A 24,704-nucleotide genomic window follows, 5' to 3' on the forward strand; every position below is an offset into this window, starting at 1 on the left:
GCCGGAAGGCGGTGCCGATGCAGTCGGACGCGGTGTCGCCGCCGCCGACGACGACGACATGCTGCCCGCCGGCGATGATCGGATGTGACGGCCAGGCCACCGATTGGATCGGCTCGCCACCGACGCGGCGGTTCTGCTGCACGAGATACGGCATGGCGTCATAGACGCCGCTGAGATCGTCGCCCGGAATGTTGGCCGGGCGCGGCGTTTCCGAGCCGCCGCAATAGAGCACGGCGTCGTGCTCGGCGAGGAGCTCGGCAACCGGCTTGTCGACGCCGACGTTGACGCCGCAATGGAAACTCACGCCCTCGCCCTGCATCTGCTCGATGCGGCGATCGATGTAATGCTTCTCGATCTTGAAGTCGGGAATGCCGTAGCGCATCAGCCCGCCCGGCCGGCTCTCGCGCTCATAGACATGCACATCGTGGCCGGCGCGGCCGAGCTGCTGGGCGGCGGCCATGCCGGCCGGCCCGGAGCCGATGACGGCAACCCGCTTGCCGGTCTTCTTTTCCGGCGGGTAGGGCCGGATGTGGCCGGTCTCATAGGCCTTGTCGGCGATCGCCTGCTCGACCGTCTTGATGGCGACCGGAATGTCCTCGAGGTTCAGCGTGCAGGCTTCCTCGCAAGGCGCCGGGCAGATGCGGCCGGTGAACTCCGGGAAATTGTTGGTCGAATGCAGGTTGCGGATCGCGCTGTCCCAGTCGCCATTGTAGACGAGGTCGTTCCAGTCCGGGATCTGGTTGTGGATCGGGCAGCCGGTCGGCCCATGGCAAAACGGGATGCCGCAATCCATGCAGCGCGCGGCCTGTTTCTCGACCTCCTTGTCCGACATCGGCAGCGTGAATTCGCGGAAATGCCGGATGCGATCCGAGGCAGGCTGGTACTTCTGCACCTGCCGGTCGATTTCGAGAAACCCTGTTACCTTGCCCATAGTCCAGTCCCTGCTGTCCGAAGGCGCGCTCGAAAGTCTAGCTTGTCGGCGCACCCGTTAACCTCATAAGGCCGCCGTGGCAACCTTGGTCCGAGGTCAGGATTGTTGGTGAGGATGCCGGCCGGGCGATTACCTCCCCGGCCGTGCCCAAAGCCTATTCCGCCGCCACGCTCATGCGCATGCGCTCCATCTCGATCAGCGCGCGGCGATACTCGACCGGCATGATTTTCCGGAATTTCGGCCGGAAGCTTGCCCAATTGTCGAGGATCTCGCGGCCGCGCACCGAGCCCGTGTAATGGACGTGGTTCGAGATCAGCTGATAGAGCCGCTCCTCGTCATGGCTGGTCATGTCGCCGGAGACGTCGACGCGTCCCTTATGGTCGAGGTCGCCGCCATGATGGAGCAGCTTCTCCATCAGGTCGTCCTCTTCCGGAACGGGCTCCAGCTCGACCATCGCCATGTTGCAGCGTTCGGCGAAATCGCCCTTCTCGTCGAGCACATAGGCGACGCCGCCCGACATGCCGGCGGCGAAGTTGCGGCCCGTTTTGCCGATGACCACGACGATGCCGCCGGTCATGTATTCGCAGCCATGGTCGCCGACGCCTTCGACGACGGCAACGACGCCGGAATTGCGCACCGCGAAGCGCTCGCCGGCGACGCCGGCGAAATAGGCCTCGCCCTCGGTCGCACCGTAGAGCACCGTGTTGCCGACGATGATCGAGTCAGCCGCGACGATCTTGGCCTCTTCCGGCGGCCGGATGACGATGCGGCCGCCCGACAGGCCTTTGCCGACATAGTCGTTGCCGGCGCCGACCAGCTCGAAGGAGACGCCGCGCGCGAGAAACGCACCGAAAGACTGGCCGGCCGTGCCGGTGAGCTTGACCTGGATCGTGTCCTCGCGCAGGCCTCTTTGCTTGAAGCGCTTGGCGACTTCGCCCGACAGCATCGCGCCGGCAGAGCGGTCGACATTGCGGATCGGCAGCTCGATGCTGACCGGCTGCTTGGCTTCCAGCGCCGGCTTTGCCAGCTCGATCAGCTTGCGGTCGAGCACGTCGTCGATCGGATGCTTCTGCCGCTCGCTCCAGTGCAGCGCCTCAGGCGGCGCCTCCGGCTTGAAGAACATCTTCGAGAAGTCGAGCCCGCGCGCCTTCCAGTGCTGGATCACGTCGCGCTTCTCCAGAAGGTCGGTGTCGCCGATGATCTGGTCGAGATGGGTGAAGCCCATTTCGGCGAGCAGCGCGCGCACCTCCTCCGCCACGTAGAAGAAGAAGTTGATGACATGCTCCGGCGTGCCCTTGAAGCGCTTGCGCAGCACCGGGTCCTGCGTCGCCACCCCGACCGGGCAGGTGTTCAGGTGGCACTTGCGCATCATGATGCAGCCGGCCGCAATCAGCGGCGCGGTCGAGAAGCCGAACTCGTCGGCGCCGAGCAGCGCGCCGATGATGACGTCACGGCCGGTGCGCAACCCGCCGTCGACCTGCAGCGCCACGCGGGAGCGCAGGCCGTTGAGCACCAGGGTCTGATGCGTCTCGGCGAGGCCCATTTCCCACGGGCTGCCGGCATGCTTGAGTGAGGTCAGCGGCGAAGCGCCGGTGCCGCCGTCGTAGCCGGAGATGGTGATGTGATCGGCGCGCGCTTTGGCGACGCCCGCCGCAACCGTGCCGACGCCGACCTCCGACACCAGCTTGACCGAGACATCGGCCGCCGGATTGACGTTCTTAAGGTCGTAGATCAGCTGAGCCAGATCCTCGATCGAATAGATGTCGTGATGCGGCGGCGGCGAGATCAGGCCGACGCCTGGCGTCGAGTGTCTGACCTTGGCGATGGTGGCGTCGACCTTGTGTCCGGGCAACTGACCGCCCTCGCCGGGCTTGGCGCCTTGGGCCACCTTGATCTGCATGACGTCGGAATTGACCAGATACTCCGCCGTCACGCCGAACCGCCCCGACGCGACCTGCTTGATCGCCGAGCGTTCCGGATTCTTGCCGCCGCCGGGCAGCGGCAGATAGCGGTCGGCCTCTTCGCCGCCCTCGCCGGTGTTCGACTTGCCGCCGATAGCGTTCATCGCTCGCGCCAGCGTCGTGTGCGCTTCCCGGGAGATCGAGCCGAAGGACATCGCGCCGGTCGAGAAGCGCTTGACGATCTCGGCCGCCGGCATGACGTCTTCGATCGCGACCTTCTTGCGGCCGGTCTCTTCCGCCAGCTTGATCTCGAACAGGCCGCGGATGGTCTGCGCTCTAGCTGTCGCGCTGTCGATCTGCGCCGAATACTCCTTGAACGTGTCCCAGGAGCCCTGGCGCACGGCATGCTGCAGGCTGGCGACCGCATCCGGCGACCACATATGCGCCTCACCGCGCATGCGGAACATGTATTCGCCGCCGACCTCGAGATTGTTGCGCAGCACCGGGTCGTTGCCGAAGGCATCGGTATGGCGGCTGAGAGTCTCGGTCGCGATCTCGTCCAGCCCGACGCCTTCGATCAGCGTCGCAGTGCCGGTGAAGTACTTCTCGACGAAGTCCGACTTCAGCCCGATGGCGTCGAAGATCTGCGCACCGCAATAGGACTGGTAGGTCGAGATGCCCATCTTGGACATCACTTTGAGGATGCCCTTGCCGATGGACTTGATATAGCGGGAGACGACCTCGTATGCGTCGACCTCCTCCGGCAGCTCGCCGCGCCTGTGCATGTCGAGCAGCGTGTCGAAGGCGAGATAGGGATTGATCGCCTCGGCGCCATAGCCGGCGAGGCAGCAGAAATGATGCACCTCGCGGGGCTCGCCGGATTCGACGACCAGTCCTACCGCGGTGCGCAGGCCCTTGCGGATCAGGTGATGGTGCACCGCCGCCGTCGCCAGCAAAACCGGAATGGCGATGCGGTCCGGCCCGACCTGGCGGTCGGACAGGATGATGATGTTGTAGCCGCCCGCGACTGCCGCCTCGGCACGCTCGCAGAGCCGGTCGATGGCGCCTTGCATGCCGGCAGCGCCCTCGTTCGAACCGTAGGTGATGTCGATCGTCTTGGTGTCGAAGCGGTCCTCGGTGTGTCCGATGGAGCGGATCTTCTCGAGATCGCCGTTGGTGAGAATCGGCTGGCGCACTTCAAGCCGCTTGCGGCGCGATGTGCCGATCAGGTCGAAGATGTTCGGCCGCGGCCCGATGAAGGACACCAGGCTCATTACCAGTTCCTCACGGATCGGGTCGATCGGCGGATTGGTGACCTGAGCGAAGTTCTGCTTGAAATAGGTGTAGAGCAGCTTCGACTTGTCCGACATCGCCGAGATCGGCGTGTCGGTGCCCATCGAGCCGACCGCTTCCTGGCCGGTAGTGGCCATCGGTGCCATTAGAAGCTTCGTGTCTTCCTGTGTGTAGCCGAAGGCCTGCTGGCGATCGAGCAGGCTGACATCCTTGCGCAGCGCCCGCGGCTCGACCGGCTTCAGCTCTTCAAGAATCAACTGCGTGTTGGCGAGCCAGGTCTTGTAAGGGTGCCTGGTCGCGATCTCCGACTTGATCTCCTCGTCGGAGATGATGCGGCCCTTGGCCAGATCGATCAAAAGCATGCGGCCGGGCTGCAGCCGCCACTTCTGCACGATCTTTTCCTCCGGCACCGGCAGCACCCCGGCTTCCGAAGCCATGATGACGCGGTCGTCGTCGGTGACGATGTAGCGAGCCGGACGCAGGCCGTTGCGATCGAGCGTCGCGCCGATCTGCCGCCCGTCGGTGAAGACGACCGCCGCCGGCCCGTCCCACGGCTCCATCAGCGCGGCGTGGTATTCGTAAAACGCCTTGCGGTCGGGATCCATGAGCTTGTTGCCGGCCCAGGCTTCCGGGATCAGCATCATCATGGCGTGGCTTAAGCTATAGCCGCCCTGGAACAGGAATTCGAGCGCATTGTCGAAGCACGCCGTGTCGGACTGACCCTCATAGGAGATCGGCCACAGCTTCGAGATGTTGTTGCCGAACAGCTCCGAATCGACCGAGGCCTGACGCGCGGCCATCCAGTTGTTGTTGCCGCGCACCGTGTTGATCTCGCCGTTATGCGCGACCATGCGATAGGGATGCGCCAGCTTCCATGACGGGAAGGTGTTGGTCGAGAAGCGCTGGTGGACGAGGATCAGCGCCGTGTCGAAGCGCGGATCCTTGAGGTCCTTGTAATAGGCGCCGACTTGGTAGGCGAGGAACATGCCCTTGTAGACGATGGTGCGCGCCGACAGCGACACGCAATAGGCGCCGACATCCTTGTTGTCGTTCTCGGCATAGATGCGGCCCGAGATCACCTTGCGCAGCAGGTAGAGCCTCGCCTCGTACTCCTCGTCGTCCGGAATCTCGGCCGTGCGGCCGATGAACACCTGGCGATGGAACGGCTCCGAGGCGACAATCTCCGGCGCCTTCGACAGCGACGAATTATCGACCGGCACGTCGCGGAAGCCGATCAGCGGCAGCCCTTCGGACTGGGCCGATTCGGCGATGATGTCCTCGATATGGGCGCGAAGGGCTGCGTCCTGCGGCATGAACCAGTGGCCGACGCCATATTGGCCTGCCGGCGGCAGTTCGACGCCCTTTGCGGCCATCTCATCGCGGAAGAACCGATCCGGAATCTGCACCAGCACGCCGGCGCCGTCGCCGACCAGCGGATCGGCGCCGACAGCGCCGCGATGGGTGAGGTTTTCCAGCATCGCCAGACCGTCCTCGACGATCTGGTGCGACTTTACGCCCTTCATGTTGGCGATGAAGCCGACGCCGCAGGCGTCATGCTCGTTGCGCGGATCGTAGAGGCCCTGCGCGATCAAACCATTGGCGGCGGTACCAGTTTTGACGGCTGCCGCTTTCGTCTGCGCGGCCTGGCCGTTGATCGCAGATGGCGTCAATTCCGTCATCGTCCTATCCTCCGTTCCGCACCCTTGGCGGTGATTGCCCTCGGGGCGCTGGTTTGCCTTGGGAAGCACGATGCTTCCCTTCGTCCTTGCTGCACGTCTCGCGAAATTCTTGCCGAACCATGCGGCCATACGCCCGGTTCGCATCCGGTATCGTACAGGCCAGAGCGGAGCCGTCTACCCGCCGCTCGCGACAATGGCCGGAATGGCAGCGATGATATGCCAGTCCAGCCTGTTTTGTGCGACAAAATAAGACAGCACTACTGTCCTAAATTTTTTATGGCAGAAATCCCGCACCTGCACAAGACCGATTCACAAAATTCTCGGGCGTGCCGCGACACAAAATTTCGCGAAGGGATCAAAAAACGCAACCTCTAGTCAGTCGTTACGGCCCAGCTGGCTTCACCGTTTTGCGAAAGATTGGCCCTTGCGCTTCGCGCGCCAAAGCAGTCAAGTCGCGCCGCTTTCTGCCAATCACAATACGGACCTCTCGATGTTCTTTGCATCCGACAACTGGGCGGGCGTTCATCCCGACATTTCGGCGAACCTCTCCCGCCACGCGGCCGGCATCGCGACCGCGTATGGCGACGGCGACCTGGACCGCACCGTCTACCATCGCTTCAGCGAGATCTTCGAGCGGGAAGTTCAGGTGTTCTTCGTCGCCACCGGCACCGCGGCCAACGCCCTTTCGATGGCGGCGTTGAACCGTATCGGCGGCATCGCCCTTTGTCATTCCGAAGCGCATATGAATGTCGACGAGTTCGGCGCGATGGGCTTCTACACCGGCGGCGCTCGTACGGCGCCGGTTGCGGGTCCCCTGGGGCGCATCAACCCGCAGGCTCTCGACAATGCCATCAAGCGCTATTCGCAGGATCTTGCGCCGGCCGGCCAGCCGATGGCCGTGACGATCACCCAGGCGACCGAGGTGGGCACCGTCTACACCGTCGACGACGTCAAGGCGATTGCCGAGGTCAGCCGTAGGCACAAGCTGCCGCTGCATATGGATGGCGCGCGCTTTGCCAATGCGATTGCCGCGACCGACGTCACGCCGGCGGAAATGACCTGGAGGAGCGGCGTCGACTTGATCTCCTTCGGCGGCACCAAGAACGGTTGCTGGATGGCCGACGCGGTGGTGATCTTCAACCCGGAAGTCGGCCGGGATCTGCGCCTGCTTCGCCAGCGCGCCGGACAGACCTTTTCCAAGGCGCGCTTCATCTCGGCGCAATTCGAAGCCTATTTCACCGACGACCTTTGGCTGAGGATGGCGCGGCATGCCAATGCGATGGCGGCACATCTCGCCGAGACGATCGAGGACGCGCCGGCGGGCAGGCTCGCCTGGCTGCCGCAGGCCAACGAAGTGTTCGCAATCTTCGACCGCGCTCTTGCCGAAAAGCTGCAGACCGCCGGCGCCAAATTCTATGAATGGGGCGTGACGCAGGGTTTCGATGGCCATCTCGGCGACAAGGAAGCAATCTACCGTTTCGTCGCCAGCTTCGCCACCACCACCCAAGAGATCGACCGTCTCGGCCAACACCTCTCGCAATGATCAGGCGAGCAAAGGCCCCAGCGACAGTTCGAGGCCAAGCAGGATCAAAAAAGCCAGAAAACATCGGCGAAATGTCGCCGCGTTGATTTTCTGGCGCAGGATTAATGTCACAAAAAAGCGGCGCCCTTCGGCGCCGCTTTGGTCTCGGGAGGGAGACGTTTCTTACATGGAGCCCGCGGCTTACGCGGCGGCCTTGGCCTCGATCTGCTTGGCCTTGTCCGAAGACGAGGTGATCGCGATCTTGCGCGGCTTCAGCTCTTCCGGAATGTTGCGCTTGAGGTCGACGAAGAGCAGGCCGTTCTTCAGCGTGGCGCCCTCGACCTCAACGTGGTCGGCGAGCTGGAAGCGACGCTCGAAGGCGCGCGAAGCGATGCCGCGATAGAGCAGCTCCGAACCCTCGCCATTGTTCTCTTCCTTGCGCTCACCCTTGACGGTGAGCACATTGCGGTGCGCCTCGATCGAGATCTCGTCTTCCGAGAAGCCGGCAACCGCCATCGAGATGCGATAGGCGTTCTCGCCGGTGCGCTCGATGTTATAGGGCGGATAGGTCTGCGCGCTCTCGGGCTGGCCGAGCGTATCGAGCATGGTGAACAGCCGGTCGAAACCGACGGTCGAACGATAAAGCGGGGAAAAATCAACGTGACGCATGATGTGTTCTCCTGTTGAGCAACATGGTTTGCGTTTGACCCGGTACGAAACCCTCGAAAGGCGCTCCGGATAGGCCAGCGGCCCCGACATCGGCGGCCGCAACCTCCATTTGGGAAGCGGAAAAGCCCATTTCAAGAACTTCGCGCACCAACTTTCACTTCGATTTTTTCGCTCGATGAACGCCAGATGAACCGAGGCTTCGGCATCCGTTCAGCCGGGGCTCGCTAGGCTGCAGTCAACAATACGGATATGCGGCGCCTCGATCGGTGCGCCGCGACGAGGCCGACCGGGTGTAACGTCCCTTCCTCCCGGATCGACAGGGGGCCGGAAGCGCGCCGCAGGTGCTTCCGGCCTTCCCGTTCAGGAAAGCGCGTATTCCGGACCTTTGCTTTTGGCGCATGGGCGTCTATCACCGTGGCGACGCCTGGCCCGCTCGGGCAAGAAGCAATCAACGAAGCGCCGAATGACGGACCTTTTCTATCTGACTGAGGGCAATCCGCCGCCGCAGAACGCTGCCGGCGGCTTCTTCACCACCCGCGACGGCAGGAAGATCCGCTACGGCGTTTTCGCCGCCGTCGCCCGCCCGCTCCAGGGCACGGTGGTGCTGCTGACCGGCCGCAACGAGTGCATCGAGAAATATTTCGAGACCATCCGCGATCTCGCCGACCGCGGATTCGGCGTCGCCACCCTCGACTGGCGCGGCCAGGGCGATTCCAGCCGCCTGCTGCGCGACCGGCAGCGCGGCTATGTCCGCAGCTTCCGCGACTACACCCGTGATCTCGAGCAGTTCTTCGAGGAGATCGTGCTGCCCGATTGCCGCGGCCCCTATTACATCCTCGCCCATTCGACGGGAGCGGTGATCGCGCTTCTTGCCTCGCCGTCGATGGTCAACCGGGTGCGGCGGATGGTGCTGATCGCGCCTTTCCTGGCCGTGCCCGACTTGCGGGTTTCGATCGCCACCATACGGCGCGTCTGCGCGGTGTTCTGCGCGCTGGGCCTCGGCCGCCTCTATGCCGCCTGGGGGCCCCGCTCGAAATTGCCGACGCCCTTCGAAATGAACAAGGTGACGTCCGACCCGGAGCGCTACCGGCGCAATACCGATATTTACAGGGCCTGGCCCCACCTTGGACTCGGTGGTCCGACCATCCGCTGGCTGAAGGCCGCAGCCGCAGCGGCGGAAGCGGTCAGCGACCCCGATTTCATGGCAAGGATCCAGGTACCGACGCTGATCGTCGGCGCCGGCGCCGACCAGGTGGTCTCGACCAAGGCGGTCGAATCCTATGCCAGACGGCTGCGCGTCGGCTCTTTGTTGATGATCGACGGCGCGCATCATGAGATCCTGCAGGAGAGGGATGTCTTTCGCGAGCAGCTCCTGGCGGCCTTCGATGCTTTTGTTCCGGGAACCGGCGACGCTGCCTGATCACGGAACGACGCCGCGGATCAGCCGCGCAGCGCCGCCATTGCCGCGGCGTGCAACTCCGGCGTCGCCGCCGCCAATATGTCGCCACCGTTTTCCGCCGGCCCGCCTTCGAAGGTGGTGACGACGCCGCCCGCCTTCTCGATGATCGGGATCAGCGCCACGATGTCGTAGGGTTTCAAACCCGGATCGGCGACGATATCGACGCTGCCCGCCGCCACCATGGCGAAGGCGTAGCAGTCGGTGCCGTAGCGGGCGAGCTGCACCTGTTTCTCGAACGCGTCATAGCGGTTGCGCGCCGCGCCCTTGAACAGCGCCGGCGTGGTGGTGAACAGGGTCGCCTGCGAAAGCTGCGTCGTCTTGCGCGTCGCGAGCTTGCGCGGGCCACCCGGGCCTTCGTAATGCGAGCCGGAGGCATTGGCATAGAACAGCTCGCCGGTGAAGGGCTGCGACATCAGGCCGGCGACGGCATCGCCGTCGATCGTCAGTCCGACCAGCGTTCCCCAGACCGGCAGGCCGGAAATGAAGGCGCGTGTGCCGTCGATCGGGTCGATGACCCAGACATGCCGGCTCGAAATGTTCTCGTTGCCATGCTCTTCGCCGAGGATGCCGTGATCGGGATACTCCGCCGAGATAAGCGCCCGGATCGCCCGCTCGGCCTCGCGATCGGCTTCCGTCACCGGATCGAAGCTCTCCGCCAGCTTGTTGGCGACTGCGGCCTGGCTGCGGAAGCGAGGCAAGGTCTCGGCGGCGGCGGCACGCGCGATGCGCCGCATGAAGTCGATGCTGATATCCAACCCACTCTCCCCGTTGCGGCAACCATCCGGCAGCTGCTGTCTTCTTGTCGGACCGGAGCGTGCAACCGGGTCAGGCGCCCTCGCCTGTTGCCTCAAAGTCACACGTCAGGCGCCGAAACCGGATTTGCACATCATATTGAATTAAAAAAGCCTGAAGTCGATTGACATTTGTGCATCGCACAATACTTTTGTTCTCGGACAGCTTATCCTGTCCATGCCCTCCTTGGGCGTTTCCTCCCTAGACTTCGACCGTGTCGTGAAAACGATGCGGTCTTTTTTTGAGCTGCGGTTCCCAGCGCCGCCGTCATTCGGCGGCGAGCGGCAGGTCGAGGAAATGATGGCCGGGCATCGAAATCAGTTCGGCCGAAAACCGCGTCAGGTCGTCGGCTAAAGCGTCGAAGCCAGCCGATTTCTGGAATGTCCGCTCGTTCATGTAGAGCCCGCGATTGACCTCGATCTGCAGCGCGTGGAGATGACGCGCCGGCCGTCCGTAATGCTCGGTTATGAAGCCGCCGGCATAAGGCTTGTTATGCGCGACAGCGTAGCCCATTCCGGTGAGCAGGCCGATCGCCCTCTCGGTTAGAGCGGCGCTGGCGGAAATGCCGAAACGATCGCCGATGATGAAGTCCGGCCGCGCGCCATTGTCGCCGACCCGGACGCTGGCCGGCATCGAATGGCAGTCGATCAGCACGGCATAGCCGAACCTGGCGTGGGTCCTGGTCAAGAGCCGCTTCAGCGTCTCGTGATAGGGCTTGTAGACGGCCTCTATGCGTCCCACGGCCTCGGAGAGCGGCAGACGCCCGGGATAGATGTCGAGCCCCTCTCCCACCAGCTTCGGCACGGTGCCCAGCCCGCCCGCGACGCGGGCCGAACGGATATTGCAGAAGGACGGCACCGGCTCCGCGAACATGCGCGGATCGAGTTCCCACGGTTCGCGGTTGACGTCGAGATAGGCGCGCGGGAAATTTGCCGCCAGCATCGGCGCGCCGAGCGCCACGGCGCCGCCGAACAGTTCATCGACATAGCAATCCTCCGAGCGGCGTATGGCGTTGCGGTCGAGCCGCACCATGGCCAGGAAGCGCTCGGGATAATGGCGGCCGCTATGCGGCGAGTTGAACAGGAAAGCTACGCGTTGCTCGGCGCCCGATCGGATTTCGAAGGGTGGTGTGACCGAAAAATCCTCGGCTGCCGTCTTCAATTTGAACGAACCAGGACGAAGCACTGCATCATGATGCGAAACTGCCATCTTGCGCCCGGCATGTCCAGCATTTCAGCCCCGCGAAACGCACAGTCGTAGTGGTCGCGACAAGGCCAACGTTCACTTGATGTTTACCGTCTCCTCCTCATATACAGGATGGTTAACGGGCTTGCCCGGCGGCAGGCTTGGGGCGGGTGATTCGGACGGGATACGATGGCACGCATTCTTCTGGCGGAAGACGACGACGATATGCGCCGGTTCCTCGTCAAGGCGCTGGAACGCGCCGGCTACCAGGTGAGCGATTTCGACAACGGCGCCAGCGCCTATGAGCGGCTGCGCGAAGAGCCTTTTTCGCTGCTTCTGACCGACATCGTCATGCCGGAGATGGACGGCATCGAGCTTGCCCGCCGCGCCACTGAGATCGATCCGGATCTCAAGGTCATGTTCATCACCGGCTTCGCTGCCGTCGCGCTCAATCCGGATTCCAAGGCGCCCAAGGACGCCAAGGTGCTGTCGAAGCCGTTCCATCTGCGCGATCTCGTCAACGAGGTCGAGAAGATGCTTCAGGCGGCCTAAAGGGTTTTTCCGGCCGACGCATGTCGTCCAAAACGGCGCAGCGGCTGGGAAAACGACATCAACTAAACAAAAGATCTAAGCGCGTCACTCGGACCCGTTTCGACGCGACGCGCTTTAGGCTTGGCGCTTCCGCCGCTGCGGCGAAACCGAGCTTTCTTTTCTCGTTCCTGCTATTGACGCGCCGGACCAAAAATGGTGTATGCGCGGCTTCGGATGGGCGTGTAGCTCAGCGGGAGAGCACTGCATTGACATTGCAGGGGTCACAAGTTCAATCCTTGTCACGCCCACCATCCTTTCAATCACTTAGCTAACCCAATGTGCCGATTGGCACAGAAACTCCGGGTCGAAGATTTCCAACCGCGACCCCGGAACCAAAGCGGACGCGTTCCGTTGCACGCCAAATGGGGACTGGCTGCAATGGCCGAAGACGAGTTGGAAGGTTTATATAGATTCCATCAAATTGCGCGCCGAGCGGTATCGGCTTCGAGCCGAAGTCGACGCCGAACGGCAACAAGCGCGACGGATCCGCAGCGAACTGCAGTCGGCCCGAGAGCGAGCCTGGATATTCCGGCAAGGCCCAGAAGATCTCTAACGCACCGTGCAACTGATCTGACGCTCGCAAGTTAACCTTCATCGTCGGCAACTAGCAAAGGACGCCGGCGGCTGAGAGACAGCGACCGCGTTCCCGTCTGAACCAAGACCCGAGACGCGTCGTGCGAGACCGAATTCCCGACAATCCACGCCCGCGCCCTCTTCAAGCCGAGAGCGACAGGAAGCTCCTCGCCCAAACGAGAGATGTGATCAATCGTTCGAGGCAGAAGCTCATCGACACAGAACCGCAGATCGATCCGCACCGGTTGAAGCGGATTTCTCGCAAAGTCGCTGGGGTCTAGACTAGACCTCGGCCTGCGGGAACATGCGGTACTGCCGATCGGTCGGCCTGATAGTCGACGACGGCGGTGCCAACCCCTTCCAGCTGAATTTCGGCTGCTGCCGGTCCAAGCCCGATATCCAGGTTACGCTTTTCGCCAGCGGCAGGGGAAGCGAGAGGCATATCCTCAGACGCCCGAGACGGCGCAAAGTGCTTTCATCCTGGCGACGGCGAGGTGAGGATCGGCCAGCAACCCCGCCTGATCGGCGAGGCGGAAGACATCGGCATAGTGGCAGATGCCGCGTGCCGACTGCATGCCGCCGACCATGGTGAAGTGATCCTGGTGGCCATTCAGCCAGGCCATGAAAACGATGCCTGCCTTGTAATATTCCGTCGGGGCTTCGAAGATCTTGCGCGACAGCGGCACGGTCGGCGCCATCAGCGCGTCATAGCCGGCCCGGTCGCCCTCGGCGAGCCTGGCCAACGCGGGGTTGGCCACCGGGGCGATGGCATCGAAGATGCCGAGCAGCGCATGCGAGTGCCTCTTGCCGTCGCCCGCGATCAACTCCGGATAGTTGAAGTCGTCACCCGTGAACATCACCACGCCTTCAGGCAGGCGGTCTCGCAGCAGCACCTCCTTGCCGGCGTCGAGCAGTGATATCTTTATGCCTTCGACCTTGTCGGCGTGCCGCTCGATGATGGCGACCACGGTGTCCAAGGCGGTATCGAAATCGTTGCTGCCCCAATAGCCCTTGAGCGCCGGATCGAACATGTCGCCCAGCCAGTGCAGGATCACCTTGCCGGAGGCTTGGCTGAGGATCCGGTCGTAGACGCGGGCATAGTCGTCCGGGCCTTTGGCCGCGGCCGCCAGCGCGCGGCTTGCCATCATGATCGCCTTGCCGCCCTCGCCTTCGATGAAGGCGAACTGCTCCTCATAGGCTCGGATCACATCGTCGAGCGTCCTTGCCGCGGCCGGCGTCAGGTGGTCGGTGCCGGCGCCGGAGGCGAGATCGGCGCCTTTCACCGTGCGCGCCTCGGCGATCGAGCGCCGGATCAGTTCTTTCGCGCTCGCCCAGTCGAACCCCATGCCGCGCTGCGAGGTGTCCATCGCCTCGGCGATGCGGAAGCCGAGCCGCCACAGATGATGACGGAATGCCATGGTCTTGTCCCAGTCGACCGCCGGCCGCGACCAGGGATCGGTCATGGCGAAGGGGTTGGCGACGACATGGGCGGCGGCATAGGCGAGGCGCGGGAAATCCGCGCCGATGTTGGGCTGCGCCGGTTGGCCGACCAGCCGGTAGCCGACACGATCGCCATTCTTCGCAGGCAGGATGATGTCCATCGAAATCTCCCTTCGTGGCAGCCTATAGATGGAACGTTCCAATAAATCAAGAACCTTTATGATCCCTGCGACTGAAGCGATCCAACGCAGCGCTGCGGCCCTAAACCCATACATTTTCTGGCCATCGATCAATTTTTCGAAATCGACATGATTCCCAGTTGACTCCGGTTTGACGCAATGTTTAGAACGTTCCAATAAAATTTTAGCGCCGGACGCGGAGGAAGCACGGATATGGCCAGCCGGGCCAAGGCGACGATCCTGGACATCGCCCGCGAGGCCGGCGTGTCCAAATCGACGGTATCGCTCGTGCTGCAAGGCAGCGGGCTGATCCGGCCTGAGACCGCGGTCAAGGTCCGCAAGGCGATCGAGGATGTCGGCTATGTCTACAACCGCGGCGCCGCCAACCTGCGCAAGGCGCATTCCAACGTCATCGGCATGGTGATCAACGATCTCACCAACCCCTTCTTCGCCGAGCTGGCGGTTGGCATGGAGCGCGTCTTTCAGGCCGCAGGCATCGTGCCCTTCATCGCCAACACCGCGGAAAATCCGGTCCGCCAGGAAGAAGTGCTGAAGTCGCTGCTGGAACAGGGCGTCGCCGGTTTGATCGTCTCGCCGGCGCGCGGCACCACGCCCGGCGCCTTCCGCCGCATCGAGGCTGCCGGCGTGCCGGTGGTCTTCGCCATGCGCCGCCTGCCCGAGAGCCGCATCCCGGCAATCGCGCCCGACAACCATCGCGGCGCCTATCTCGCCACCCAGCATCTGATCGGCAAAGGCCACCGCCGGCTGGCTTTCTTCGGCGGTTCGTCCGACCTCGTTGTCTATCACGACAGGCTTGGCGGCTTCATCGAGGCTTGCGAGGCGCTTGGCATCCCGGCCGCCAACCGGACGATCGTCGAAGGCGAGACCAGCCGCAGAGGCGGCATGGCCTGCCTGGAGACCGCGCTTGCGGCAGCCGAGCCGCCGACAGCCGCGCTTTGCTTCAACGACGCCGTCGCTTTCGGCGTCATGCTCGCGCTGCGCAAGCGCGGCCTGGAGGCCGGGGCCGACTTCGCCGTGGTCGGTTTCGACGACGTGGCCGAAGCCGAGCACTACATGCCGGCGCTGACCAGCGTCGCCGTCGACACCCCAGGCCTTGGCGAGCGCGCCGCGCACGTCATGCTGAAGATGATCCAGTCGCGCACGACGCGCGCCGAGGACCATATCGGCGCGGTCAGCCTCGTCGTCAGGGAAAGCTGCGGCCCGAGCCGCAGCGCGCACGGCACTGGAATGGGAGACGCGGCATGAGCGTGAGATGGGGCCTGATCGGCGCGAGCACAATCGCCAGGCAGTTCATGATCAACGCCATTCGCGCGCAGGCCGACGGCGAGGTTGCCGCCGTGATGAGCTCCAGCGCAGAGCGGGCTCAAGGCTACGCCAAGGAAAACGGCATTCCTAAAGCCGTCTCGACGCTCGATGCGCTGCTTGGCTCGGACATTGATGCCGTCTACATCTCGACCACCAATGAGCTGCATCTCGAACAGGGGCTGGCCGCCATCAAGGCCGGCAAGCATGTGCTCTGCGAAAAGCCGCTGGCCCTGACCAGCGCCGATGCGCGCAAGATGGTGGCGGTGGCCAGGAAAGCCGGCATCGTGTTCGGCACCAACCATCATCTGCGCAATGCCGGCGCGCACCGCGCGATGCGCGAGGCAATCGCAACCGGCCGTATCGGCAAACCGATCGCCGCGCGTGTCTTCCATTCCGTCTATCTGCCTGAAAGCCTGCAGGGCTGGCGCATCACCAGGCCTGAAGCCGGGGGCGGCGTGGTGCTCGACATCACGGTGCATGATGCAGACACGCTGCGCTTCGTGCTCGGCGACGATCCGGTCGAGATCTCGGCCTTCACACAGTCGGCCGGCATGGCCGGCGGCGGGCTGGAGGACGGCGCGATGTGCATCTGGCGCTTCAAGTCCGGCGTCATTGCGCAATCGCATGAAGGCTTCACGACCAAGTTCGCCGGCATCGGTTTCGAAGTGCATGGGTCGGAGGGCTCGCTGATCGCCACCGATGTGATGACGCAGAAGCCGGTCGGCTCGGTGCTGCTGCGCACTGCAAATGGCGAGGAAGAGCTGAGCTTCGATCGCGAGGACCTCTACACCCGCTCGCTGCGCCAGTTCCATGCCGCGATCCGCGGCGAAGGCCAGCCTTCGGCCACCGGCGAGGACGGCATTTGGTCGCTGGCATCCGCCGAAGCAGCACTGCAATCATCGAAGACCGGCAAGGCCGTGATCATCGATCCGCAACTCGGGAGCCTCGCGTGAGCAAGCTCGTCACGGCAGCGCATGCCGCCAGCCTGATCAAGGACGGCATGGTTGTCTCGGTGTCGTCCTCGAGCGGCCTCGGCTGCCCCGACGCCGTGCTCGCCGCGATCGGCGAGCGCTTCGATGCGGAAGGGCATCCGAGAGCGATCACCACGCTGCACCCGATCGCCGCTGGCGACATGTACGGCATCAAGGGCATCGACCATCTCGCCAAGCCTGGCCTGCTCAAACGCACGCTCTGCGGCTCGTATCCGTCAGGCCCCTCCTCCGCCGAGCCGCCGCGGATCTGGCAGATGATCGGCGACGACTCGGTCGCGGCTTACAACGTGCCCTCCGGCATCCTCTTCGACATGCATCGCGAGGCGGCCGCCAAGCGTCCCGGCGTGCTGACCAAGGTCGGCCTCGACACTTTCGCCGACCCTCGCCACCAGGGCTGCGCCATGAACGCCGCCGCCAGCGAGCCGATCGTCTCGGTGCAGCAGTTCGACGGCGAGGAGTGGCTCTATTTCCGCGCCATCGTCCCCAACGTCTCGATCATCCGCGCCACCTCCGCCGACGAGCGCGGCAACCTCACCTACGAGCATGAGGGCGCCTATCTCGGCGGTCTCGAACAGGCATTGGCTGCCCGCAACAATGGCGGCATCGTCATTGCGCAGGTTAAGCGCATCGTCGAGAACGGAACCCTCAAGCCGCACGATGTGCGCGTGCCCGGCGTCTTGGTCGACCATATCGTGGTCGCGCCCGATCAGCTGCAGACGACGCAGACGGCTTACGACCCGGCGATCTCGGGCGAGATCTTCCGGCCGCTCTCCACCTTCCGCACCCCGGAGATGAACATCCAGAAGGTGATCGCGCGCCGCGTCGCCATGGAGTTGCGCGACGGCATGGCCGTCAATATCGGCTTCGGCATCTCCGCCAACGTGCCGCGCATTCTTCTCGAGGAAGGCCAGCACGGCAAGGTCACCTGGGTGATCGAGCAGGGCGCGGTCGGCGGCGTGCCGCTGCTCGACTTCAAGTTCGGCTGCGCCTCGAATGCCGAGGCGATCATGCCCTCGCCGCACCAGTTCATCTATTTCCAGGCCGGCGGCTTTGACGCCTCGCTCCTGTCCTTCCTGCAGATCGACCGCCACGGCTCGGTCAACGTGTCGAAGCTTTCGGCGAGACCGCATGTGACGGCCGGCGCCGGCGGCTTCGTCGATATCACCGCGCGGGCGAAGAAGATCGTCTTCTCCGGCTTCTTCAATGCTGGCGCCAAGCTTTCGCTGGCGAACGGCGCCCTCCGCATCGACCAGGAAGGCAAGGTGAAAAAGATCGTCGAGGAGGTCGAGCACATCTCCTTCTCCGGCAAGCGCGCGGTCGCGCAAGGCCAGGACATTACCTATGTCACCGAACGCTGTGTGATGAAGCTGACCCAGGCCGGGCTGATGGTGACCGAGCTGGCGCCCGGCATCGATCTCGAACGCGATGTGCTGGCGCAGGCCGACACTCCGCTCGCCGTCGCAAACGACCTCAAGATCACGCCGGCGTCGCTCTATCAGGATCGGCCGATCGGCCTGTCGCTCAACGGCGGCGCTTCACTTGGAGGCGCGCATGGCTGAGCGCCTCGTCACCTTCGAGCAGGATGGCGCGATCGGTACCGTGACGCTCAGGCGGCCGGAAAAGTTCAACGCGCTCGACATTCCGATGCTGCGCGCGCTCGAAGCCGCGCTCGACAAGGCCGAGCTGGCCGAGGGTGTCCGTGTCGTGCTCATCAGCGGCGAAGGCAAGGGTTTTTGCGCCGGCGGCGACGTCGAGGCCTGGGCACAATTAAGCGCCGCCGATTTCCAGGTTCAATGGGTGCGCTACGGCCATCGTGTCTTCGACCGGCTGGCGCGGCTTCGGCAACCGACAATCGCCGTGCTGTCCGGCCATGCGCTGGGCGGCGGCTTGGAATTGGCCGCCGCCTGCGATTTTCGCGTCGCCGAAACCCAGATCAAGCTCGGCTTTCCCGAGACCTCGATCGGCGTCGTGCCCGGCTGGTCTGGTACGCAGCGCGCTGTGCGCCGCTTCGGTGCACAGATCGTGCGGCGCATGGCGCTTGGCGGCGAGATTTTTCTGGCGAACGAGGCGCTCGCCCTCGGCGTCGTCGACCGCGTCGTCGAAACCGGCAAGGCCTTGGATGAAGCAAAAGCCTGGGGAGAAAAGATCGCCGAGCGTGGTCCGCTCGCAACCGAGGCCGCCAAGCTGATGATCGGCATTGCCGAAGGCGAGGAAGACGCCGCCGCCACGGAAGCGCTGGCCAGCGGCTTCATTGCGCTCACCGGCGACCTCAAGGCCGGTGTCGGCGCCTTCAAGGCCAGGCACAAGCCGGACTTTTCGAGATCCTAGAGAAGATACGATGAACGCACCGCTTAACATTTCCATGCCGGTCGAAGCGTCTCAGGCGCCGAAGAGCTACAAGCTTCTGATCGACGGCAAACATGTCGATGCCCGGGACGGCCGCACGATCGAACGCAACAGTCCCGGCCACGGTTTTGCGGTTTCACGCTATGCGCAGGCGGGTGCTGCGGAAGTCGACGCTGCGGTGCAGGCAGCTCACAAGGCCTTCGAGGCCGGCGCATGGCCGCGCATGAAGGCGTCGGAACGCGCCGCGGTGCTGCTCAAAGCGGCCGATCTGATCGAGGGCCGACTGGAAGAGATTGCCAGGCTCGACGCGTTGGAATCCGGCAAGCCGATCGCGCAGGCGCGCGGCGAGATCGGCGGCGCCGTCGACATCTGGCGCTATGCCGCTTCGCTTGCTCGCACGCTCCATGGCGAGAGCTATGCCAATCTCGGCGATGACATGCTGGGCGTGGTGCTGCGCGAGCCGATCGGCGTCGTCTCGATCATCACGCCGTGGAATTTTCCCTTCCTGATCGTCAGCCAGAAACTGCCCTTCGCGCTCGCCGCCGGCTGCACTGCCGTGGTCAAGCCGAGCGAGATGACCTCGGCGTCGACCTTCGTGCTCGGCGATATCCTGCTGCAGGCCGGCCTGCCGGCGGGTGTCGTCAACATCCTCGCCGGCCTGGGTAGCGATGTCGGCGCGCCGATGGTCAGGCATCCGCTGGTTGAGATGGTGTCCTTCACCGGCTCGACCCGCGTCGGCAAGATGACGATGGCGGCGGCGTCCAGTTCGCTGAAGAAGGTGTCGATGGAGCTCGGCGGCAAGAACGGCCAGATCGTCTTCCCCGACGCCGATCTCGAAGCAGCGGCGGATGCCGCAGTCTTCGGCGGCTTCTTCAACGCCGGCGAATGCTGCAATGCCGGCAGTCGGCTGATCGTGCATGAGGCGATCGCGGACGACTTTCTCGGCGCAGTCAAGGCGCTGGCCGAGAGGGTGAAAGTCGGCGATCCGCTTGACGACCGCACCAAGGTCGGCGCGATGATCTCGGCCGACCACATGGCAAAGGTAGCCGGCTATGTGACGGCGGCCAAGACCAGCGGCGGCAGCGTCTTCAGCGGCGGCGAACAGCTCGCCTCCAACGCCGGCCAGTATCTCGATCCGACCATTGTCCGCAACGTTACCGAGGACATGGAAATCGCGCGCGAGGAAGTCTTCGGGCCGGTGCTGTCCGTGCTCACTTTTGAAACGATTGAAAGGGCATTGCACATCGCCAACAACACGCCCTATGGTCTGTCTGCGGGAGTGTGGAGCGCCAGCATCGACACATGCATGTCGGTGGCGCGCGGTGTGCGTTCGGGGACGGTTTGGGTGAATACGTTCATGGAGGGTTATCCCGAACTGCCCTTCGGCGGCTACAAGCAATCCGGTCTCGGACGCGAACTCGGCAAACGCGCCGTCGAGGACTATACCGAGGAAAAGACAATCCAGTTTCATCGCGGCCAGCGCACCGGATGGTGGCTTGGCTGAGTTGGGAGACCCCGGCGGTCACCCCGCCGGTTATGTGAATGCAACAAGGGAGGTAGTACATGTTGCGCAAACTGCTTATCGGAACGGCTCTTGCGACGAGCTTTGCGTTCTCGGCGCATGCCGCGGACGTCAAGGAAGTGCAGATGCTGCATTGGTGGACGTCGGGCGGCGAAGCGGCTGCTCTGAACGTGCTGAAGCAGGATCTGGCCAAGGAAGGCTATGCCTGGAAGGACGTGCCGGTGGCCGGCGGCGGCGGCGACGCCGCCATGACCGCTCTGAAGGCGATGGTCGCGGCCGGCAACTATCCGACTGCCTCGCAGATGCTGGGCTACACCGTGCTCGACTATGCCGCTGCTGGCGTCATGGGCGACCTCACCGAGACCGCCAAGAAGGAAGGCTGGGACAAGAGCGTTCCGGCCGCCCTGCAGAAGTTCTCCGTCTATGACGGCAAGTGGGTCGCGGCTCCGGTCAACGTCCACTCGGTCAACTGGCTGTGGATCAACAAGGCCGTGATGGACAAGATCGGCGGCACCGAGCCGAAGACCTTCGACGACTTCATCGCCCTGCTCGACAAGGCCAAGGCCGCTGGCGTCATCCCGCTGGCGCTTGGCGGCCAGAACTGGCAGGAAGCGACCATGTTCGACTCCGTCGTGCTGTCGACCGGCGGACCGGAATTCTACAAGAAGGCGATGAACGACCTCGATGAGGAGTCGCTCAAGTCCGACACGATGAAGAAGTCGTTCGACAACCTCGCCAAGCTCGTCACCTATGTCGACCCGAACTTCTCGGGCCGCGACTGGAACCTCGCCACCGCCATGGTCATCAAGGGCGATGCGCTGGTTCAGGTCATGGGCGACTGGGCCAAGGGCGAGTTCCACGCCGCCAACAAGACCCCGGGCACGGACTTCCTCTGCTACCGCTTCCCGGGCACCGACGGCTCGGTGATCTACAACTCCGACATGTTCGGCATGTTCAACGTTCCGGACGACCGCAAGGCCGCGCAGGTCGCTCTGGCCACCGCCACCCTGTCGAAGAGCTTCCAGTCGGCTTTCAACGTCGTGAAGGGCTCGGTCCCCGCCCGCACCGACGTGCCGGACACCGACTTCGATGCTTGCGGCAAGAAGGGCATCGCCGACCTTAAGGCGGCTAACGAAGGCGGCAAGCTGTTCGGCTCGTTGGCCCAGGGCTACGGCGCGCCCCCGGCTGTCGCCAACGCCTACAAGGACGTCATCTCGAAGTTCGTCCATGGCCAGATCAAGACCTCGGACGAAGCCGTGACCGAATTGGTCAAGGCGATCGACGACGCCAAGTAAGGCGTTTTGCTGGAGCAATTCCAGGAAAAGTGCATAGCGGTTTTCCGTTCGGAATTGCATAAACAAAACCACTCGAGTCTCCCCCGCTCCGGCGGGGGAGGTCTCCTGTCGAGACGATATACGGGATTGCTGCCTGGTGTGCGCCGCACGCTGGCTGGTCCCCAATAACCGGTACTGGATGAGCCGATGAGCACAGTCGCCGAAACCCAAATCAAGCTGACGCCGGAACATGACGCCCGTCCTGGCGCCTCCGTCCGCTCGCGATTGCAGGACCTGTTGCCGAAGATCGTCCTGGCGCCGAGCTTCGCGGCGACGATCGTCTTCGTCTATGGCTTCATCCTATGGACGATCTATCTGTCGTTCACCAATTCCAAGACCTTCCCATCCTACGACATCACCGGCGCCCGCGCCTATCAGCGGCTGTGGCGCTGGACCTTCGAGAGCGACCCGCCGTCGAGCTGGTACACCTCGATCACCAACATGGGGATTTTCGGCTTCCTCTACATCCTGATCTGCCTGGCGCTCGGCCTGTTCCTGGCCATCCTGCTCGACCAGAAGATCCGCGGCGAAGGCATGCTGCGGCCGATCTATCTCTATCCGATGGCGCTCTCCTTCATCGTCACCGGCGTCGCCTGGAAGTGGTTCCTCGACCCCGGCCTCGGTCTCGAGCAGACCCTACACCAATGGGGCTGGACGAGCTTCCATTTCGACTGGATCAAGAACAAGGATTTCGTCATCTACACGGTGGTGATCGCCGGCGTCTGGCAGGCTTCCGGCTTCATCATGGCGATGTTTCTGGCCGGGCTTCGCGGCATCGACGGTGAGATCATGAAGGCCGCGCAGATCGATGGGGCCACCACCTTCCAGCTCTACCGTCGCATCGTTATTCCGCTGCTCAGGCCGGTGTTCTTGTCGGCCTTTATCGTGCTCGCGCATCTGGCCATCAAGTCCTATGACCTTGTCGTGGCGCTGACCAGCGGCGGACCGGGCGGTTCGGCCTGGCTGCCCTCCAACTTCATGTATGAGTTCACCTTCAAGCGCAACGAGATGGCGGTCGGCTCGGCGAGCGCGGTGATCATGCTGATGACTTTGACCGCGATCATCGTGCCTTATCTCTATTCCGAGCTCAGGGAGAAGCCGCGATGAGCGCCGTCACCTCACCGGCCAGCCAGGCATCGAGCGGCGTCAGCGCCAGGACGATCAACCGCATCGTCATCTACGGGCTGCTCGCGCTGTTCGCGCTGTTCTACCTGATGCCGCTCTTCGTGATGCTGGTCACCTCGTTCAAGACCATGGACGAGATCCAGAACGGCAACATGCTGGCGCTGCCGCAGTCGCCGACCATCGCGCCATGGTTCAAGGCCTGGGGCGAAACCTGCGTCGGCCTGACTTGTGCCGGCATCAAGGGCTACTTCTGGAACTCCATCAAGATGGTGGTGCCGGCGGTGCTGATCTCGACGCTGCTCGGCGCTCTCAATGGCTATGTGCTGACCAAATGGCGCTTCCGCGGCCACACGCTGGTCTTCGCGATGATGCTGTTTGCCTGCTTCATTCCGTTCCAGTCGGTGCTCTTGCCAATGGCGACCATCCTCGGCAGCATCGGCCGCTTCGGCGCCAGCCTGCAGAACGCGACGGGGTTCAACTTCGGCCTCGGCAACTCGACGGTCAACCTGGCCTTCGTCCATGTGGTCTACGGCCTCGGCTTCACCACGCTGTTCTTCCGCAACTATTACGAGGCCTTCCCGACCGAACTGGTGAAGGCGGCGCAGGTCGACGGCGCCTCCTTCTTCCAGATCTTCCGTCGCATCATGCTGCCCAACTCGATGCCGATCTTCGTCGTCACCGTCATCTACCAGTTCACCAACATCTGGAACGACTTCCTGTTCGCTTCCGCTTACGCCGGCACCGGCGACGTGATGCCGATGACGGTGGCGCTCAACAATGTCGTCAACACCTCGACCGGCGTCGTCGAATACAACGTCAACATGGCCGCGGCGATGATCGCCGCGCTCCCCACCCTGATCGTCTATGTCGTCGCCGGCCGCTATTTCGTGCGCGGGCTGATGGCCGGCGCGGTCAAGGGCTGACCCTATTTTCTGAAGGAACGACCATGGCTTTTCTGGAAATTGATGGGCTGAAGAAGCGCTTCGGGAATGTCGAGATCCTGAAGGGCATCGATGTCGAGCTCGAAAAGGGCGGCTTCCTTGTGCTGGTCGGCCCGTCCGGCTGCGGCAAGTCCACGCTGCTCAACACCATTGCCGGGCTGGATACCATCACCGAGGGCCAGATCCGTGTCGACGGCCGCGCCATCAACGATCTGCATCCCTCGAAGCGCGACATCGCCATGGTCTTCCAGAGCTACGCGCTCTATCCGAACATGACGGTTGCCGGAAACATCGCCTTCGGCATGGAGATGCGCGGCGTGCCGGCGGCGGAGCGCCAGGCGGCGATCGACAAGGTGGCAAAGATACTGCAGATCGGTCACCTGCTCAACCGCAAGCCCAGCCAGCTTTCCGGCGGCCAGCGCCAGCGCGTCGCCATGGGCCGGGCGCTGGTGCGCGACCCGAAACTCTTCCTGTTTGACGAGCCGCTTTCCAACCTCGACGCCAAGCTGCGCGTCGACATGCGCATCGAGATCAAGCGCCTGCACGCCACGACCGGCACCACGATCGTCTATGTCACCCACGACCAGATCGAGGCGATGACGCTGGCGACCAAGATCGCCGTGATGCGCGACGGCGAGGTACAGCAGTTCGGCACGCCGGCCGAAGTCTACAACAACCCCACCAATATCTTCGTCGCCGATTTCATGGGCTCGCCCGCGATGAACCTGATCCCGGCCAAGATCGGCGCCAATGGCAGCGGGCTTTCCGTTGTTCTCGATCGTGAGGCCCGCCAACCGATCACGCTGTCGCTGCCCGGCGCGCCGACCGGCCTTGCGGCCTTCAAGGACAAGCCGGTCATCTTCGGCGTGCGCCCGGAAGCGCTGACCGATCCAGAAGGCGCCGA

The 24,704-nt window shown here is 63.6% G+C and carries 18 protein-coding genes and 1 tRNA gene; 13 read left to right on the forward strand and 6 right to left on the reverse strand.

What is annotated here, in order from left to right; all coding sequences use genetic code 11:
- Together EOA79_RS14560 and gltB are read right to left on the reverse strand one after the other, a co-directional pair.
- On the reverse strand, window positions 1-931 hold a 931-nt coding region (locus EOA79_RS14560), incomplete at its 3' end, for a glutamate synthase subunit beta (RefSeq protein ID WP_164893859.1).
- Between the two features lie 154 nt (window positions 932-1,085).
- Window positions 1,086-5,804 carry a glutamate synthase large subunit gene (gene gltB / locus EOA79_RS14565; protein ID WP_095823588.1) on the reverse strand — a complete coding sequence of 1,573 codons (4,719 nt, stop codon included), beginning with the start codon at window positions 5,802-5,804 and terminating at the stop codon, window positions 1,086-1,088.
- A gap of 490 nt (window positions 5,805-6,294) precedes the next feature.
- On the opposite strand from gltB, the gene EOA79_RS14570 reads away from it, so the two are divergent.
- Window positions 6,295-7,347 (forward strand): low specificity L-threonine aldolase, encoded by a 1,053-nt coding sequence (locus EOA79_RS14570; RefSeq protein WP_095823589.1) that lies wholly within the window; start codon window positions 6,295-6,297, stop codon window positions 7,345-7,347.
- Window positions 7,348-7,527: 180 nt separating this feature from the next.
- Here the strand turns inward: EOA79_RS14570 and EOA79_RS14580 are convergent, their stop codons facing one another.
- Window positions 7,528-7,995 carry an Hsp20 family protein gene (locus tag EOA79_RS14580; protein WP_067002526.1) on the reverse strand — a complete coding sequence of 156 codons (468 nt, stop codon included), beginning with the start codon at window positions 7,993-7,995 and terminating at the stop codon, window positions 7,528-7,530.
- 463 nt (window positions 7,996-8,458) lie between these two features.
- Between EOA79_RS14580 and EOA79_RS14585 the strand changes: the two genes are divergently transcribed.
- Window positions 8,459-9,415 carry an alpha/beta hydrolase gene (locus EOA79_RS14585; protein WP_095800481.1) on the forward strand — a complete coding sequence of 319 codons (957 nt, stop codon included), beginning with the start codon at window positions 8,459-8,461 and terminating at the stop codon, window positions 9,413-9,415.
- A 20-nt stretch (window positions 9,416-9,435) separates the two neighbouring features.
- On the opposite strand, the gene hisN is transcribed toward EOA79_RS14585, so the two are convergent.
- Both hisN and EOA79_RS14595 read right to left on the reverse strand, forming a co-directional pair.
- The gene (gene hisN / locus EOA79_RS14590; RefSeq protein WP_095823426.1) at window positions 9,436-10,209 is read right to left on the reverse strand and encodes a histidinol-phosphatase; all 774 of its coding nucleotides are present in this window, start codon (window positions 10,207-10,209) and stop codon (window positions 9,436-9,438) included.
- 304 nt (window positions 10,210-10,513) lie between these two features.
- Complete coding sequence (locus EOA79_RS14595) at window positions 10,514-11,455, reverse strand: N-formylglutamate amidohydrolase (RefSeq protein ID WP_067002532.1); 942 nt, start codon at window positions 11,453-11,455, stop codon at window positions 10,514-10,516.
- Between the two features lie 165 nt (window positions 11,456-11,620).
- Here EOA79_RS14595 and EOA79_RS14600 point away from each other — a divergent pair, with 165 nt between their 5' ends.
- Both EOA79_RS14600 and EOA79_RS14605 read left to right on the forward strand, forming a co-directional pair.
- Entirely contained in the window at window positions 11,621-11,983 is a 363-nt protein-coding gene (locus EOA79_RS14600) for a response regulator (protein WP_006199474.1), read from the forward strand.
- A gap of 215 nt (window positions 11,984-12,198) precedes the next feature.
- Window positions 12,199-12,273: transfer RNA gene (locus EOA79_RS14605), tRNA-Val, on the forward strand.
- A 768-nt stretch (window positions 12,274-13,041) separates the two neighbouring features.
- Here the strand turns inward: EOA79_RS14605 and EOA79_RS14610 are convergent.
- The gene (locus EOA79_RS14610; protein WP_095823427.1) at window positions 13,042-14,196 is read right to left on the reverse strand and encodes a dihydrodipicolinate synthase family protein; all 1,155 of its coding nucleotides are present in this window, start codon (window positions 14,194-14,196) and stop codon (window positions 13,042-13,044) included.
- A 231-nt stretch (window positions 14,197-14,427) separates the two neighbouring features.
- Between EOA79_RS14610 and EOA79_RS14615 the strand changes: the two genes are divergently transcribed.
- The 9 genes from EOA79_RS14615 to EOA79_RS14655 form a co-directional block, all read left to right on the forward strand.
- Window positions 14,428-15,480 (forward strand): LacI family DNA-binding transcriptional regulator, encoded by a 1,053-nt coding sequence (locus EOA79_RS14615; RefSeq protein ID WP_095800485.1) that lies wholly within the window; start codon window positions 14,428-14,430, stop codon window positions 15,478-15,480.
- A complete protein-coding gene (locus EOA79_RS14620; protein WP_095823428.1) occupies window positions 15,477-16,493 on the forward strand; it encodes a Gfo/Idh/MocA family oxidoreductase in 1,017 nt (338 codons plus the stop codon). The genes EOA79_RS14615 and EOA79_RS14620 overlap by 4 nt, the downstream gene beginning before the upstream one ends.
- Window positions 16,490-18,091 carry an acyl CoA:acetate/3-ketoacid CoA transferase gene (locus EOA79_RS14625; RefSeq protein ID WP_095823429.1) on the forward strand — a complete coding sequence of 534 codons (1,602 nt, stop codon included), beginning with the start codon at window positions 16,490-16,492 and terminating at the stop codon, window positions 18,089-18,091. The genes EOA79_RS14620 and EOA79_RS14625 overlap by 4 nt, the downstream gene beginning before the upstream one ends.
- On the forward strand, window positions 18,084-18,860 hold the full coding sequence (locus EOA79_RS14630; protein ID WP_095823590.1) for an enoyl-CoA hydratase/isomerase family protein: 777 nt from the start codon (window positions 18,084-18,086) through the stop codon (window positions 18,858-18,860). Before EOA79_RS14625 ends, EOA79_RS14630 begins: the two co-directional genes overlap by 8 nt.
- A gap of 10 nt (window positions 18,861-18,870) precedes the next feature.
- The gene (locus EOA79_RS14635; protein ID WP_095823430.1) at window positions 18,871-20,382 is read left to right on the forward strand and encodes an aldehyde dehydrogenase family protein; all 1,512 of its coding nucleotides are present in this window, start codon (window positions 18,871-18,873) and stop codon (window positions 20,380-20,382) included.
- Window positions 20,383-20,441: 59 nt separating this feature from the next.
- On the forward strand, window positions 20,442-21,695 hold the full coding sequence (locus EOA79_RS14640) for an ABC transporter substrate-binding protein (protein ID WP_067002546.1): 1,254 nt from the start codon (window positions 20,442-20,444) through the stop codon (window positions 21,693-21,695).
- A gap of 186 nt (window positions 21,696-21,881) precedes the next feature.
- Entirely contained in the window at window positions 21,882-22,841 is a 960-nt protein-coding gene (locus EOA79_RS14645; RefSeq protein ID WP_067002547.1) for a sugar ABC transporter permease, read from the forward strand.
- Window positions 22,838-23,782 carry a carbohydrate ABC transporter permease gene (locus tag EOA79_RS14650; RefSeq protein ID WP_067325882.1) on the forward strand — a complete coding sequence of 315 codons (945 nt, stop codon included), beginning with the start codon at window positions 22,838-22,840 and terminating at the stop codon, window positions 23,780-23,782. Before EOA79_RS14645 ends, EOA79_RS14650 begins: the two co-directional genes overlap by 4 nt.
- A 23-nt stretch (window positions 23,783-23,805) precedes the next feature.
- On the forward strand, window positions 23,806-24,704 hold an 899-nt coding region (locus EOA79_RS14655; RefSeq protein WP_164893860.1), incomplete at its 3' end, for an ABC transporter ATP-binding protein.

This window comes from Mesorhizobium sp. M1A.F.Ca.IN.020.03.2.1 (genome assembly GCF_004023205.1).
In the GTDB taxonomy this organism is placed as follows: domain Bacteria; phylum Pseudomonadota; class Alphaproteobacteria; order Rhizobiales; family Rhizobiaceae; genus Mesorhizobium.